The organism is Pedobacter humicola (assembly GCF_056490705.1).
This window is the reverse complement of sequence record NZ_JBWJIG010000015.1, coordinates 52,076-68,696: the sequence shown is the minus strand read 5'-3', so window position 1 is coordinate 68,696 and position 16,621 is coordinate 52,076. Positions and strand designations below refer to the sequence as shown.

9 protein-coding genes are annotated in these 16,621 nt (G+C 40.8%); 1 reads left to right on the top strand and 8 read right to left on the bottom strand.

Going from position 1 to position 16,621, the window contains the following annotated elements; translation table 11 throughout:
- Positions 1-280 precede the first annotated feature (280 nt).
- A complete protein-coding gene (locus AC04Q1_RS20630; protein ID WP_478366454.1) occupies positions 281-3,007 on the top strand; it encodes a carboxypeptidase regulatory-like domain-containing protein in 2,727 nt (908 codons plus the stop codon).
- 78 nt (positions 3,008-3,085) lie between these two features.
- On the opposite strand, the gene AC04Q1_RS20625 is transcribed toward AC04Q1_RS20630, so the two are convergent.
- From AC04Q1_RS20625 to AC04Q1_RS20590, 8 genes are all read right to left on the bottom strand, one after another.
- Entirely contained in the window at positions 3,086-4,048 is a 963-nt protein-coding gene (locus AC04Q1_RS20625; protein ID WP_478366453.1) for a 2-hydroxyacid dehydrogenase, read from the bottom strand.
- Positions 4,049-4,106: 58 nt separating this feature from the next.
- The gene (locus AC04Q1_RS20620) at positions 4,107-4,916 is read right to left on the bottom strand and encodes a DUF4249 domain-containing protein (RefSeq protein WP_478366452.1); all 810 of its coding nucleotides are present in this window, start codon (positions 4,914-4,916) and stop codon (positions 4,107-4,109) included.
- 4 nt (positions 4,917-4,920) lie between these two features.
- Positions 4,921-7,245 (bottom strand): TonB-dependent receptor, encoded by a 2,325-nt coding sequence (locus tag AC04Q1_RS20615; RefSeq protein WP_478366451.1) that lies wholly within the window; start codon positions 7,243-7,245, stop codon positions 4,921-4,923.
- Positions 7,246-7,344: 99 nt separating this feature from the next.
- The gene (locus AC04Q1_RS20610; protein WP_478366450.1) at positions 7,345-8,541 is read right to left on the bottom strand and encodes a cytochrome c3 family protein; all 1,197 of its coding nucleotides are present in this window, start codon (positions 8,539-8,541) and stop codon (positions 7,345-7,347) included.
- A 15-nt stretch (positions 8,542-8,556) separates the two neighbouring features.
- Positions 8,557-10,308 (bottom strand): cellulase family glycosylhydrolase, encoded by a 1,752-nt coding sequence (locus tag AC04Q1_RS20605; RefSeq protein WP_478366449.1) that lies wholly within the window; start codon positions 10,306-10,308, stop codon positions 8,557-8,559.
- A 25-nt stretch (positions 10,309-10,333) separates the two neighbouring features.
- A complete protein-coding gene (locus AC04Q1_RS20600) occupies positions 10,334-11,740 on the bottom strand; it encodes a glycoside hydrolase family 30 protein (protein WP_478366448.1) in 1,407 nt (468 codons plus the stop codon).
- 93 nt (positions 11,741-11,833) lie between these two features.
- Positions 11,834-13,360, bottom strand: coding sequence for a RagB/SusD family nutrient uptake outer membrane protein (locus tag AC04Q1_RS20595; protein ID WP_478366447.1), 1,527 nt, complete (start codon positions 13,358-13,360; stop codon positions 11,834-11,836).
- A gap of 11 nt (positions 13,361-13,371) precedes the next feature.
- On the bottom strand, positions 13,372-16,515 hold the full coding sequence (locus AC04Q1_RS20590) for a SusC/RagA family TonB-linked outer membrane protein (protein WP_478366446.1): 3,144 nt from the start codon (positions 16,513-16,515) through the stop codon (positions 13,372-13,374).
- Positions 16,516-16,621: the final 106 nt, after the last annotated feature.

Sequence of the window (16,621 nt, the reverse complement as noted above, 5' to 3'; positions counted from 1 at the left end):
CGGCAATCAACCAATCTGATAGTCCGAAGTCCTTAGTCGGCAGTCTATAGTCGCCCAGGCTATGAACGATCGAACCATTGACACGATACACAAGTTTGGCGTTTGTACCAGTTAACCGATTTAAACAATTAACCAGCTCACCCAATAACCAGTTTTCAACAGGCAATTTGCAGTTACCAATGAACCAATTATTTGTAAAAAAATGTTAAACATCACCACATTTTATGTGCTCTATGTATAATTGGATATATTTACCATCTTAGTATTTAATATCCAGTTCATGAAGATTTTTAGATTATCGTTTATAATCCTGTCACTTTTATCCGCACTGAGTTTTTCTTCGTCGGCACAAACCGATACCATAGGCATAAATACCCTGATCAGCAAAACCAATAAGGTTTTAAGTGATTATCCTGCTGAAAAAATTTACCTTCACTTTGATAAGCCTTATTATGCTGTTGCTGATACCGTTTGGTTTAAGGCTTATGTTACCGAAAACCAGAATTTCTTATCGGGCATCAGTAAAATCATTTATGTGGATGTGATCAATCAAAAAGATTCCCTTATTCAAACCTTAAAACTACCTATTGCAGGTGGTTTCGCATATGGCAGTTTCCCTCTGGACCAGGTGAACTACAAACAGGGTAACTACCACATCAGGGCCTATACTTTATGGATGCTGAACAGTGAGGACCCCGCCTACTTTAACAAAACATTTTACGTTGGTGAAGCCATTGACAAGGAAGTTAAGACACATATCACCTATAAAAACACCTCTACTGATAAACTGGAAAAAATTGATGCAAGGGTACAGTTTAAAGATGCCAACAATAAACCCTATGCCAACAAAAACGTAAGCTGGCAGGTGGTGACCAGTTTTACGGTGATTGCAAAGGGCCGCGGTACAACAGATGCAAACGGTTATTTAACCATCGCCATGAGTAACGCACAAAAGGCAGAGTACCAATTGCAAAAAGGCGAGTTGATTACCAGTATCAATACTACGGATAAAGATTTAGCCAGCAATACCTTTCAGCTCAAAAATGCCATCGTGAGCAAAGATTTTCAATTTTTCCCCGAAGGAGGGAGTTTAATTGCCGGCTTAACCAACAAAGTAGCGTTTAAAGCCATTAAGAGCGATGGTTTAGGCATTGGCTCAAAAGGTACCGTTACCGATAACGATGGAAAAACCGTAACTACTTTTACGGCACAGCATTTAGGCATGGGCAGTTTCAGCTTACTTGCAGAAGCTGGCAAAACTTACAAAGCCGCAGTAACCTATGCTGATGGTACTACTCAAAATTACAACTTACCTGCAGTTGCGGCAGATGGTGTTGCGATAAACATCGACAACAGCAGTGCAGATAATATCGCCATAAAAATAGCAGCCAATGATGCCTTTTTTCAGCAGAACCAGGGTAAAAAGCTCTATTTAATTGCGCAGAGCAAAGGGGTAATCTGTTATGGTGCCCAAACAGCATTATCAAACAAAGAATACAATACCACTGTTCTGAAATCTAAATTCCCTAACGGAATTGCCCAGTTTACTTTATTTAACGAATTTGGCAAACCACTAAGCGAAAGGTTGGTATTTGTACAGCACAAAAATACCATGGCCGTAACGTTAAGCAGCGCTGCCACTACCTATGGCATTAAGAAAAAAGTGAAGATCAACGTAGCCGCCAAGAAAGATGGTGCCCCTGTTGAAGGCAGTTTTTCGGTAGCTGTTGTGGATGAAACCAAAGTTCCATCAAGCGAAGATGCCACCAGTACCATATTAACGGGCCTGTTATTAAGCAGCGATGTTAAGGGTTATATCGAAAAAGCAAATTATTATTTTAATGCCCCTGACGCAAAGAAAAACGCCGATTTAGATGTACTGTTATTAACACAGGGATACCGTAGCTTTAAGTACTCTGATATTGTTGCCAATAAATTGCCCAAAATTGATTTTTTACCGGAACAGGGAATCGAAATCTCCGGTATTTTACGTCAGAACAATGGTATTCCGGTAAGAAAAGGTGCCTTATTGTTAACCATACCCGACAAACGTTTTAATCTGGAAAGCACCACCGATCCTGTTGGAAACTTTAAGTTTCAAAACTTAATGTTTAACGACTCTTCTAAAGTGACCATTACCGCTAAATATAATGTTAACTATAAAAACATGACCTTAAGCTTAAATGGCGCGCCTGTACCTACGCTGACCCGAAACTTTAGCGCAGCCGAGGAAGTTTTAAATATCGATAGTGCTTTAACCAGTTATTTAGACAACAGCAAAAGACAATATGCTTATTTACATACTTTAAAAGATGTAAACATTAAAGCTGCAGTTGTTCCGAAGGTAAGCCATAAAGATTATCCTGCGCTGAGCGGACTAAGCCAGATGGCTGATCATGAAATTTCGGGCGACCGTTTAAAAGGCTGTGGTTTATTGATCAATTGTTTACAAGGGATGCTTGCGGGTGTAACCTTTGCTGATAACAATTTCTACGTAAGCAGAGATTACAACCAGGGGAAAAAAGTGCCAATGGGTATTTTCATCAACGGTATGAATGTGGATGTAAACCAGATCAACACGCTGGATGCCAACCAGATCGAATCGGTTGAGATTTTCCTGAGAGATGATTTAGGTTTGGTTAACCGTGCCAACAATGTAAACGGCGTAATTGTATTTAACCAGAAGAAAGCGCCTAAGGGAACTAAAATTTCAAAAGCTCAGCTATTGGATATGCTCCCTAAATATTACGAACTCACCTTTTCGCCACAGGGTTACAACAAAGAGAAACAGTTTTACTCCCCAAAATACGATGTTCCGGCAAGTATGAACCGCAACGATTTAAGGACCACGATTTATTGGAACCCAAAAGTAATCACTGATGCTACGGGTAATGCTTCATTCGAATATTACAACGCGGATGGTAAAGGCCAGTACAAAGTGATTATCGAAGGGATCGATGCAAACGGGAACTTAGGAAGATCGGTATTTAAATACACCGTAAAATAGAATGGAGAATGTAAGATGGATGATGGAATTTCAGTTTAAGAATGCCCCCTCATCCATCTCACATCTCACATCTCACATCTAATGTCCCACCTCATAAGGTAGCTTCTCTCCTTTTAATCCCGCCAGTACATTCTTAACAATAATCTGCGCCATGGCGGCCCTGGTTTCTTCGGTGGCGGAACCAATATGCGGTAAAACAGCAACACTCTCCATCGATAATAAAGGATTATCTTTATCCATTGGCTCCGGATTGGTGACATCCAAACCTGCTCCCCAAATCAGCTTTTCTTCTAGAGCCCTGATCAAATCTTTTTCATTGTGAATACCGCCCCTTGCCGTATTAATAAAAATTGAACCGGGTTTCATCTGTCTAAAAACATCAAGCGTAAACTTATCCCTGGTTTCTGGTGTTAAGGCCGTGTGGATAGAGAGTACATCGCTTTGCGCCAACAGTTCTTCGAAGGAAACATATTTGGCACCAATTTCTTTTTCAGCTTCTTCATTGCGCGACCGGTTATGGTAAATTATCGGCATTCGATAGGCACCGATGCATTTTTTAGCCATCTCCAACCCTATCTTGCCTAAACCAAAAATACCCAGGGTTTTGCCATTTAGCTCAATCCCCAGTTCAGGTGTTGGCTCATAGTTTTTCCATTCACCTTTAATAATTTTTTTATGCGAATAAAAGGCTTTGCGCGATACGGCAAGCATCAGCAAAAAAGCAGTATCAGCAGTTGCTCCGCTCAAAACACCAGGGGTATTTCCGATCGGGATATTTAAGCTTTTAGCTGCGGCTACATCAACCTGATCGTAACCTACAGAATGTAAAGCAATAACTTTTAAGTGACTACAGGCCTTCAGGAATGCCGCATTTATTTTATTCGGACCAACGCTGATCAAAGCATCCTGATCCTGGCAGGCAGCAATCAGTTCTTCAGCCGTAATCTGCCGGTTTTCTTTCCACTGGCTAATTGAGATGTTATTTTCTTCCAGTTCCTTTATTCCAACCGGGGCAATGTTGCCACTTATAAATACTTTCATATTTTATTTAACTTAAACGCTATAAGGTGTTCTGGGTAATATGAATTAACCTCGCGTACTATTTTACAGTTGCTGAGAGTGCCTGATAGGTATTGGCGCTAAAATAACCCAGTGCCTCATTAGAAATATTGGAAGTGGGGTTAGCTGGCGTAGTGCCTTGATTTGGTCCGCGGTTAGATTGCTGACTTAAAGCATACCAATAATCGAAAATATTCGAGTCAATACACTCCATTTCTATTTTAATCTTATCGTTGGAATTCAGCTCATCGCTGTCGTGATCGTTCGTTGGCGGTTTAAAAAACAACTGGATCCTAAGTTCATTCCCATTTGTTAAACGATCGTTATTCACATAGAAACGTTCGGATAAAATGTCGTTCACATACAGGTTAAAGTGATAAAAATTGGTTTCGTTGATCGGATCTTTTAAAAATACAGCTGCGGTTTTGCGTTCCCGGCCAAAGAAAAAGTTTTTGATCACGCCGATCGAATCCATTTTAACCACATTTGGCATCCTCGAACTGGCGGTATACGTCTTCCCCTCGGCGTTAACATTTAAATTGTAGGTAACACCCGGCTGGCCCTTCATCCTGTTGATGTAAATACCTGGTGTGCTACCCTCTTTAAAAATAAATGTATTTCCCCTGCTGTCCGTTACGGTAACGCTTGCGCCCGAAATTTTCGGAAAAACATTCGCTTCAGTATAACCTATGGTTTTGCTGATCTTAATCTGCTGATCAATCAGTTGATCATTAATTCCCCCTTCGATTACGATTTGAGGTGCAGCATTTTCAGTATCGATAGAAATAATTTTTTTGCAGGAAGCCAAACATAAAGTGAGTAGCGAAAAATATATCAACAGTTTCTTCATCGATTTAAAATTTAAAGTTCCAGGTAATTGACGGAATAAGCCCAAACAGCGAAGTTTGCTGTGCAGCAGTTTTAGTGGGATCGTTCGGATCAGTAATAAATTCAATAGAATAAGGATTTTTTCTGGCCAATACGTTATAGATTCCAAAATTCCAGCTCGATTGGTATTTCTTCCCGGGTTTCCCCTCTAAAGTTGCACTTATATCCCAACGCATGTTATAGGGCATCCGGCCTGCATTTCTCTGGGTGTAATAGTATGCCATTTGTCCGCCAATGCTGTATTTCCCTGCCGGATAAGTTACCGCGTTACCTGTGCTGTAAATAAAACTCGAAGAGAAAGTCCAGCGTTTGGTCATGCTGTAAATACCTACCAGCGAAATATCATGTGTGCGGTCCTGTCTTGCCGGGAAATAGTTACCATTGTTGAGTTCGGTAAACTTACGTTCCGTACGCGATAAGGTATAACCTACCCAGCCGTTCAGCTTCCCAAATTTCTTCTTAAAAAACAGCTCCAAGCCATAAGCCCTGCCTGCTCCGTATAAAAGTTCAGATTCTACATTCGAATTGGCTAATAATTCTGCCGCATTTTTGTAATCGATCTGGTTTTGCATCCATTTATAATAGATCTCACCCGAAAGTTCATAATTGTTATCCTGGATATTTTTGAAATAACCCAGGGCTACCTGATCGGCAATTTCGGGTTTAATATTGGTGCTGCTCAACACATACTGATCGGTTGGTGAACTGGATGTGGCATTGGTTAAAATATGGACGTTCTGCGTGTTCCGGTTATAGGAAGCCTTGATCGAATTTTCTTCGTTAAACAGATAGCTCACCGAAAAACGTGGCTCCAGGTTAAAGTAGTTTTTATGAAACTTTCCCTTGGCTACATTTTCGGTCGATAGGGTATTCCCATCACTATCATAAGTACTAAAATTACCCGGGCCCATTAAAGAAAAAGCAGCCAGGCGTACACCGTATAAAAAGTTTAAATGCTCGTTTACCGCCCATTCGTCAGAAATATAGGCGGCCGACTCTATGCCATAGCGCCTTTCCTGTGTAAGTGAATTAACCTGCGATGCCTCATCACTATCAATATCAATCGGCGAAATACGGTGCTGTGTGGCATTTATCCCGAACCTTAATGTATGCTTATTGCTGAAATACTGAAAATCTTCCTTAAAGTTAAAATCCCGAACCAACGAGGTGGCTTTAAAGTTGGTAGCATCATTTAATAAACGAACGGTATAATTGTAATTGTTGTAAATTAAGGAAGTATTCGAGAACAAGCGGTCGCTAAAAATATGGTTTAACCGGATGGTGGTGGTTACATTGCCCCAATTGTTTTCGAACAGGTCTTTAACCCCGATATTGTCCTTTCCAAAATAGCCGGAAATGTAAATCGTGTTTTTATCATTGATCTTATAATTTGCCTTTGCATTAATATCGTAAAAATTTAAGGTACTGCCATTAACCGTCGAATCTGGCGATGATCTTAAAAACAGGTCGATATAGGTTCTGCGGAAACTCACCATAAACGAGCCTCTGTCTTTAACAATCGGTCCTTCTGCTTTTATACGTGAGGCAATCAATCCGATCCCACCCTGAAACTTAAATTCCTTATTATTACCATCGTCCATTTTAACATCCAAAACAGATGATAAACGGCCACCGTATTGCGCAGGCATGCCGCCTTTATACAGGCTAACATCTTTAATTGCATCGGCATTAAAAGTAGAGAAAAAGCCCAGCAAGTGGGAGGAGTTGTATACCACGGCCTCATCTAAAATGATTAAATTCTGATCGGCAGCGCCACCCCGTACATAGAAACCGGTATTGCCCTCACCGCCAGATTTTACCCCTGGCAATAACTGGATGGTTTTTAAAATATCCTTTTCACCCAATAACACCGGAATAGAATTAAGCGATTTCATATCGATCCGTTCCAGTCCCATCTGAGCGCTTTTAACATTCTCATTTTTACGGTTATTCGCGTTTACCGTTACCTCAGCCAGATCGATTGCACTCTTTAATTCCTCGTTTAATTTGGTATCCTTTGTTAAATTGATGGTTTTAACAACAGCCGCATAACCCGTATAACTCACCGAAACGGTATAGCTTCCCTCTGGTTGGGTTAGAGCAAAATAGCCATAGTTATTGGTTAAAGTTGCTGCGGTAGATGCGCCGGTAATCCTTACCGTTGCACCGATCAGCGTTTCGCCCGAACTGGCATCGCGGATGGTACCGCTAAGGGTAAATTTATTTTGAGCAAAGGTAACTGTGGTGATAAAGAAAAGGAAGAATAAAGCTAAGTAGTATTTTATGAGCATATTGGCTACTATCTAATTTTTTTAAGGTCGAAACCAAATGTACGAATTCCAAGCCCTTTTAACGGATAAGAGCGAATTTCTTCATACAATTGGTTTATTTTACTTAATAACGGGATAAATGGCAATATGGTGTGAACGCAACATATAAGGGCTCAAATGATCTTTGCCCGCCTGCTGAAAAGTGATCAGTTTTGAAGATTCTTTGGGCATATGGCAATCGATACAATTGGTGGAAATTGATCCCTTTGCCAAAGTAGCCTGGCTATGCTTCGTTGTTTTATGACAGCTCATGCAACGCTGCGAATAAATCGTCAGATTGCCTTTAATATTTTCGTGCGTATTGTGGCACGATTGACAGGTCATGGTTTCGCTCTTCCGGTAACAATTACTGCCCTTTAACATGGCACTTTGGTTACCATGTACATCAATATTACCACCGCCAAAACCGACAAAATCCTGTGCATAATAAGCATCAAGATCATCGCCAGGCTGAAAACCGAATACCGATCGTTGTGCCACCAAAGTATTGCCCGAATGACAAACGGCGCAGACGTCCATTTTTTGTTTACGGGAAAGTGTTTTGTAAATGGTGATAAACTTCGCTGGCTTTTCTTCAGGATTTTCCATATGAAATACCACGTGTTGTTTGCCCGGGCCATGGCAACGTTCGCAATCTATCCCATAGACAATAGAACCTCTCTCCATTTCTTCATCCTTTGAAAAAGCAGATTGTTGTGTGACTTTAATATCAACATAAGAGGCGTGACACTCCAAACAACGGCTTGTTATTGCCCGATCATAATAAAAAGTGTTTTTTGTAAAACCTGGGCTAATGGCCCAATTTTGTATGGCAGAGAAATAAGATAATGGCAGTTCGTATAACTTTTTCCCTTGCCAATAAGCATAAGTATAGGCCTTTTCGCCCGAGCCAAATTGCATATCAAACTTTTGGGCACGTACAGCTTTGCCATCCTGATAAGCCACCTGGAATATACCACTATCCCTTTTCTCAATCATTACCTTTTGATGGGCATCGTATAAAAAGTGATTGGAATCGGCTTGAAAAACTTTTAACAAATCCGTATCTGCCACAGGTTTTGAAGTTAAACCATGTGCATTATGGGCGTAAGATTGCGATAAATCTTTGTGGCATTTTATACAGGTTGCTGCTCCGGTATAGGTCTCCCCCCTGATATCAGCTGGCAATTTATCGGCTGCATTCATACATCTCGAAAGAATAACAATCACAACAGCAATTGCCCCTAAAATAAGCAGGATACGTTTTGCGCCTTTCAAGATGTATGTTTTGTTTTATTTTACGAATTGAATATAACTAAAATTATAACCTCCCGCATCTGCCAATACTTTAATTTTTTGTTTGCCTGCCTTTAAAGCAATGTTCCTGATCTCAAAAGTTGCAAACTTCTTGTTATCTCCGGTATTGGGAACGACAATAGCCTTAGCCACCACTTTACCATCAATAGCTATAGTTAACCTACCTTCAGCATGATCGGCCGCAGCATTTATTTTTAAGGTGTAGTTTCCTTTTTGCGCAACATTTACCGTATACTGTAACCATTCTCCTTTTTCGATATGACTTACATTATACTTTTCATACTGAACTGAATCTTTTATGATATCCACGCCGTCGTTTCTGTAAATCCGCCCCCGGTTTCCAGCGGTCCGTTTTCCTGTTGAGGTATGATAATCGGCAGTATCGGTATCGAAATAGGCAAAGCCATTTTTACCAAGATCATAATCTACCGCATAAACAATACTTTTATTTTTAATTAAATTGGCCTTAAAAGCTTTGGTTTCGTTATTAAATGGCTGACGGATCATCGCATCAATCACATCATGGTGAATGATGGTATTTTCCAATTTCGAATAAATGGCCAGCTCCATTAGTCCACTGTACACATTGCTATCTTTGGGTTTGTTGCCCCCATTGTTCAGGTATTTTACCAAAGCATCGTAATTGGGGTTCGATTTAATTTCCATCGGGTTATTGCCCCCTATCTTTTTCAATGGCCACCAGGACCAGCCAATATTATTTTTTTCCAAAAGATGGATAGCATCGGTGAACCAAACATTCGAATTTTCTCCTGTTTCGCCCAGCCAAACCGGAACGTTCTGCTCATCCCTTGCCTTGATGATGTGCGCTATTGAAGCCTGATCGTTATAATTCCAGTATTTATGGTAGCTCAACACCATGTTTTTATCCCAAAGCGGAAAAATACCATTGTAATTATTGCCCCAGCCATTCCCTTCTATGATAATGATGTGTTTTTGATCCACCTCACGAATGGTTCTAGTAATTTCGACCATTAGTTTTCTTAAGGGTGCATTCACTTTTTCCTTCGTTCCGTTTTTATCTTCTGTTGGGTTTTCGAAGCCATAGTTTGGTTCATTAAGGATATCATATGCGCCAATGTAAGGTTCATCTTTATAACGTTCGGCCAGTTTTCTCCAGAGTGCAATGGTTTTCACCTGGTTGGCTTCGCTATCCCATAAATAAGGTTTAGAAGGATCGCGGTCGGCAATGTTTAAATCATTCCCTTGCCCGCCAGGTGCGGCATGCAGATCTAATATCAGGTACATTTTATTGGCCTTACACCAGGATAACAAACTATCGGTTAAAGCAAAACCTTTCTCCAGCCAGGTATTTTTGCCAGCAACTGGTTCTTTATCTGCCGGCAAAGTATATAAATTGTAATGCATGGGCAAGCGGATGGAATTAAAACCCCAGCGTTTCATCGAATCGACATCAATTTTACGCATGTGGTTGGCCAGCCAGGCATCATAAAACTCCTGGGTCTGTTTTGGTCCCATCAGTTCTTCTATCCGCTCGCGGATGCGGTATTGCTGCGCTTCTTTATTGATTTTGAGCATATAACCCTCTTGCAGCATCCAGCCACCCAAACCAAAACCACGGAGCAAAACATTCTCGCCCTTTTCATTGACTATTTTTTTGCCATCGGCCTTTAAAAACCCCTGACTAAAACCCGTAAACGAAATGATGCTGAACAGAAAAATATATACTATTGATTTTGTGAAAGACATAAAAATAAGGTTAGGTTTTAGATAATTACCAGACATAAGTGGCCACGGATCCTTTATCAAGCGCTGCAATAAGCTTTTTGCCATTAAAGCTAATATTAAACGTAGCGGCATTTTTGCCGCTATTGGCTACAATTAAAACGTATTTTCCATCGGGTGTTTTAAAGGCTACATTTGGCAGATCGCTTAAATCGTTTGTGGCAATGCGCACAGAGCCGGGACGCACAAATTTAGAAGCATGGGCAATGGAATAATAAGCCAGGTTTCTGCTGTAGGTATCCTTATTGATCGTTACCGCACCCTGGCACATCGAACAGCCACCTCTATCGGTATACGGTTTATTTTCAGGATCAGCAGCCAGGTTCCATTCCAGTACATTTTTGCTCCAGTTACGGGTAGCGCCAATAATTAAACGCCTAACGGGGTTTACAATTTTGATATCCGCAGCGTCTGGCTGTTCGACCACCATCTGCTCAGAAAAGTAAATATTTTTATCAGGATGGGCATTGTGCACATCGGTTAAGGCTTCAATCTTTCCTCCATACAGGTGAAAGGCAGAACCATCGATATACTTCCTGGCTTCAGGATCATCTAAAATCGTAATCGGATAATCTGGCCGGTCGGCATTATGATCGTATACCAGGATTTTGGTTTTAATCCTGGCCTTAGCAAATGCAGGACCTAGAAATTTCTTTACAAATAGCGCCTGATCTGGTGCAACCATTAACAGGCTTGGGTTATTACCAGGGTGCAGGGGTTCATTCTGAACAGTAACCGCATCAATCGGGATCCCCTCTTTTTGCATCTCCTGCACGTAACGGACAAAGTATTTAGCATAAGCATCATAATATTCGGGCTTGAGCATGCCTCCCCGGGCATCATAAGTGGTTTTCATCCATAAGGGAGGAGACCATGGCGAGCCCATAATTTTTAGCTTAGGGTTTATCGCAAGGATCTCCTTCATTACCGGAATCACATCCACTTTATCCGGGCCTAAATCAAATTTAGCCTGTGTTAAATCGGTCTGTCCTTCGGGAAGGTCGTTATAAGAAAATACTTTTTCATTCAAATCAGAAGCGCCAATGCTCAGGCGGATATAACTCACACCAATATTGTTCCCATCTGTAGCAAATAATTCCTTTAGTAATGCCGCTCTGGCTGGTGCCGACATTTTTACAATGTGCTGTGCACTTCCTCCGGTTAAGGCATAGCCAAAACCATCAATATTTTGAAAAGTTTCCTTATCATTTACCGCAATGGTTGGGTGATCATTTTTTGCTGTAGCAAAACTTAAACCTGTTGCCTGTTTAGCAAATAATACAGATCGGTCTGCCTTGGTGAGCCAAACTGCTGCCTGGTTCTGTGCAATAACGGAAAGAGAAGAGCAGGTAAAAACACAAGCAATAAAAAGGCGAAGCGGTTGGGTAGAAAGCATAAATAAATGGAAATCGGATTAAAAAACAGGAAGAAAGGCTGTGCTTTCTCCCTGTTAACAATTAAACTTTAAGCGTTTGTAATAGATGAGCAGTTATTTTGTTCCACCCCACTCTTTGCTTTGAAGAATTTTGGTGTTGTTTAACTCAGCCTGTGGGATTGGCAAGGTTTCGTTTCTATTTGCCTTAAATCCTTTAAAAGCCAGTTTAGTTGGGGCGAGTCCCCATCTTACCAAATCAAACCATCTTTGTCCTTCAGCTACAAGTTCCAGACGTCTTTCTTTCATGATATTATCCATGGTTACCTCAACAGGATTTAAACCTACACGGGCTCTTACGGCATTGAGGAAAATATAAGCTCTGGTACCTGCACCTACCGCAGCACCACTTTTCAATAGTGCCTCAGCTTCCATTAAGTAGGTATCAGCTAAACGTATTTCGTACATGTTCTGACCAAAGTTTAATTCTAACTGGCCAACAGCGGCTTTGGTAGAAACTCTTCCAGCATACTTCTCAACAAAATATCCGGTATTATCATTGGCATGTTTGTAGGTTACAATACCTGCCTTTTCCAAACTATCCAAATTGGCAACAGTAGGTTTATTACGCGGATCGTAGTGAATTAAGTCGAACAGTTCTTTGGTTATTGGCATAACACTCCAACCCGAAACATAATCAGGAGCTTTTGCAGCAATTACAGGCACGTAATTACGTGGTCCTACCAGAATGCCCATCACATTACCTTCACGACTTCCTACATTACTCCAGCCCATGTTAGAGGTAGTGTTGTAGCTGAGTTCTAAAATAGATTCGGAATTGAACTTGTTTTTAACATTCCATAAATCAGCAAAATTTGAAAGTAGTTTATAGCCATAGGTACTTGCTCCAGGAGCCGTACCATTTACAAGCGCAAACTCTGCAGCTGCCGGAGCCCATTTTTCTTCCCATAGGTATACCTTACCTAAAACTGCATGGACCGCACCTTGACTCAAACGCCCTGCATCAGCAGTAGGGATAGTTACAGGAAGAGCAGGTAAAGCTTCTGCTAAATCTGTTTCTATTTGTTTATACACATCTGCCGGAGCAACCTGTGTAACATCGAACATGCCAGAAGGCTCTACCGGTGCGAGGATTAATGGTATATTTTTGAAGATACGCACCAAATCAAAATAAAATATAGCACGCAATGCTTTAGCTTCAGCAATATACCTTGCTTTGGTTGAGGCATCCATTGTAATACCTTCTATTTTCTTCAATAAAACATTTGCACGGTAAACACCGGTAAAACCTTTACTCCATAAATAACTTGGGGCACCTGATAATGAGTTTACCGTATAGTTATTCATCGCTTGCATATCCCCTAAATCTGACGGAGAATCGGCACCGGCGAAATGATCATCTGATGCAGAGCTAAATAAATTAAGTTTTGTGAGGTAGCCACTAGACTGATTACCCAATTGATCGTAAACAGCTACCAAACCAGTAAAAGCCTGCTGCTGGGTTTGATAATAACTTGTCTCCAGAATACGTTCACGCGGATTTACATCCAGTTGTTTTTGACAAGAAACGATTAGTTGAGAAGCGGTTAAAAGGGCTGCAATAGCTAAAATATTCTTTTTCATTTTAATTTTTTTTAGAATCCAACATTTAAACCAACCATAAACGAACGGGCCTGTGGATAAATACCTCTATCTACGCCCAATACAGTTCCACCGATTTCGGGATCGTAACCTGTATATTTTGTAATTGTCCAAAGGTTTTCACTCATCAGATATACACGCACCTTTTGTGCGCCAATTTTTTTAATCACATTAGCTGGAAGATTATAACCTACCTGAAGGGTTTTTAAACGGAAGTAATCTCCTTTTTCTAAATAATTTTTAGAAAACTTAGTATAGTTTCCGTTAAGGTCTTTATCTGCAACACGGGGAATATTGGTTGAGGTGTTTGTAGGTGTCCATCTATCCAGAACTGATTGTTGCCAGTTTCCATAAGTTACATCTAAACGTCTTAATCCCTGGAAGATCATATTTCCGCCTACACCGTTTCCAAAGGCAACAAAATCAAAGTTTTTATATGCCAGATTAATGGTAATACCGTAGGTGTATTTTGGAAGCGGACTGCCTAAATACGTACGGTCACTGCCATCAATGGTTTCGTTTCCATCTAAATTGGCAAATTTAATATCACCGGGTTTTGCAGATGGCTGCAGTACTGTACCTGCAGGGCCTTTGTAAGCACTAACTTCTGCCTGCGACTGGAAAATACCAGCCACTTCATATCCATAAAACTCGTTAAATGAACGGCCGAGTCCGGTACGGGTAAAGTTACCCATGCCTTGAAAACTCTGTGCGTTATCCTCAATAAACTCTCTTCCCGGCAATAGCTTGGTTACCTTATTTTTCAGGGTGGAGATATTGGCGTTGATACCTAAATTAAGCTCTCCGATTTTTTTTCTGTAGCCTAATTCGAATTCGATACCAGTATTCTGCATATCACCAACATTTTCTGCGGCACCACCAGCTGCACCTAAATAAAGTGGAATAGAAGGGGTTTGCAATACGCCAATGGTTTTCTTTTTGAAGTAAGAAGCACTAAGCGTAAAATCGTTAAATAAAGTAGCATCCAAACCAATATCTGTTTGATGGGTTTCTTCCCATTTCAAATCAGGATTTGATAAGGCGGCAGGACTCCATCCAATAGTACTTACATCTGTAGTACCAAAAGTATAATTACGTCCGCTGTTCACCAACGACACATAACTGAAATCGCCAATAGCATCGTTTCCTGTTATTCCGTAGCTACCGCGTAATTTTAAGAAATTAATAATCTTGTTTTCCTTCCAGAAACCTTCTTTGGTAGGCACCCAGCCTATTGAGGCCGAAGGGAAGTAACCAAAACGGTTGTTTGTACCAAAGCGTGAAGAACCATCACGACGAACAATACCCGTAAATAAATATTTTTCGTCATAGTCGTAAGTTACACGGGTAAATAAGGAGTTCACAACATGCAGGGTACCATCACTGCCATCACCCTGAATATCGGCAGTGGCTGGTTTATAATTTAAATTAGCCTGGTAAAAGTCTTGTGCAATGATATTGTTAAACCTTACATTTAAGCCCTTGTTATTGTTATCCATATAATAACCCTGACCCAAAATAGCGTAGGCATGATGTTTACCAAAACTTTTTGAATAGCTAACAGTGTTTTCCCAGTTATAATTCAAGGTCATATTCATCTCGCGATAGAAATTGGCCTTGCTGTTCGTGTTTGAGGGACTTAACCAGAATAAAGGGGTATAAGACTCCGCACCATAAAATGCAATTTTCGTTCCCAGTGATGATCTGAATTTTAAATTTTCAATGGGCTCAATTTCTAAGAAAGCATTACCAACAATATTGTGATCCCAGCCATAGTTACCCAATCTGGTTTGAATATAAGCCAGCGGGTTACTCATTTCCTGGCCAACAGGGCCTGAAATACCATAAGGAAATCCTGTTGCCGGATCTCTGATAATATTCGCAATGGTATAAGGTGATTTGCCGATAGCAGTTGGGTCGGTTTGAATAACCGGGGTAATTGGATCTAAATGGATTGCCGAGCTTAAAGGACCACCAAACTCGCTATTGGTATTTCCTAAAGAACTGTTAACCGAATGACTATAGCCTAAATTTTCACCAAAGCTGATCCATTTGGCAGGCTTAAATGTAGAATTAAGACGAATGTTTGCCCGATTAAAATTAGAAATCGGTGAGGCTACAATACCTTCCTGATCCAGATAACCAAAAGAGGTATAAAAGGTAGATTTATTCGTTCCGCCCGAAACGCTAAACTCATGGGTTTGTCGGCGGGCATCGTCATTAAAAACAACCGACTGCCAATCAGTACCTTCTCCATAAGAAGATGGATTTGCATACGGAAGGGTAAAAGTTCCATCGGTTGCTGCATTATAGCTATTTGAATACGCTTCATTTCTAATCATTGCATATTCACTTGCGTTGAGCAGTTTTAACTTTTTAGCCGGCGCTTGTGTACCGTAAAATCCATTGTAATTTATCGCCAACCTGCCTTCTTTACCTTTTTTGGTTGAGATAATAATTACCCCGTTTGCCGCTCTGGCACCATAAATGGCCTGTGAAGCTGCATCTTTTAAAACCTCAATAGATTCGATATCTGATTGATTTAAATAGCCAATACCGCCATTATCTACAATTACACCATCAACAACCCAAAGCGGATCGTTATTACCTGAAGATGCAAAAGAAGTAAAACCCCTCACCCTCACTGTTGAAGCAGATCCCGGTTGTCCGTTACCACTGGCAATAGTTAAACCAGATGTTCTTCCCTGTAAGGCTTGTTCTACTCTGTTAATGGGCATCGATTCCAGGTCTTTTGCCTTAACGCTGGAGATTGATCCGGTTACCAGGGCTTTCTTCTGCGTACCGTACCCCACAACCACCACTTCTGTTAAATCTTTCGAATCGGCTGCAAGTATAACACTGATGCGGCCACCTGCTGGAACAGTTACCGTTTGTGTGGCCATGCCGATCAAACTGATGGTGAGCTTCCCACCTACCGGCGCCTGGATGCTAAAAACACCATTGGCATCAGTAGATGCTGCCTTGGTTGTTCCGTCTAGCTTAACGGTTACGCCAGGTAAAGGACCGCCATTTTGTTCTGTTACTTTTCCTGTAACGGGAATGTCTTGTGCCAATAGGGCCAATGGAAATGCCAAGATACAGTAAACGAAGAATACGAATGTAAATCTTCCTCTCATAGAAATTAGTTTTAAGTTAATATTTGGTTAGTTTACGACCAGGGAGTTTGGTGCCCCCGATTCATCAATCAAATCTATAGCGGTGCATCACAATAGCAGAATTTGC

What these genes read in the sequence shown, in the direction of transcription:
- AC04Q1_RS20630 (WP_478366454.1), top strand. Translation starts at nt 281, where the DNA reads ATGAAGATTTTTAGATTATCGTTTATAATCCTGTCACTTTTATCCGCA.
- AC04Q1_RS20625 (WP_478366453.1), bottom strand. Translation starts at nt 4,048, where the DNA reads ATGAAAGTATTTATAAGTGGCAACATTGCCCCGGTTGGAATAAAGGAA.
- AC04Q1_RS20620 (WP_478366452.1), bottom strand. Translation starts at nt 4,916, where the DNA reads ATGAAGAAACTGTTGATATATTTTTCGCTACTCACTTTATGTTTGGCT.
- AC04Q1_RS20615 (WP_478366451.1), bottom strand. Translation starts at nt 7,245, where the DNA reads ATGCTCATAAAATACTACTTAGCTTTATTCTTCCTTTTCTTTATCACC.
- AC04Q1_RS20605 (WP_478366449.1), bottom strand. Translation starts at nt 10,308, where the DNA reads ATGTCTTTCACAAAATCAATAGTATATATTTTTCTGTTCAGCATCATT.
- AC04Q1_RS20600 (WP_478366448.1), bottom strand. Translation starts at nt 11,740, where the DNA reads ATGCTTTCTACCCAACCGCTTCGCCTTTTTATTGCTTGTGTTTTTACC.
- AC04Q1_RS20595 (WP_478366447.1), bottom strand. Translation starts at nt 13,360, where the DNA reads ATGAAAAAGAATATTTTAGCTATTGCAGCCCTTTTAACCGCTTCTCAA.
- AC04Q1_RS20590 (WP_478366446.1), bottom strand. Translation starts at nt 16,515, where the DNA reads ATGAGAGGAAGATTTACATTCGTATTCTTCGTTTACTGTATCTTGGCA.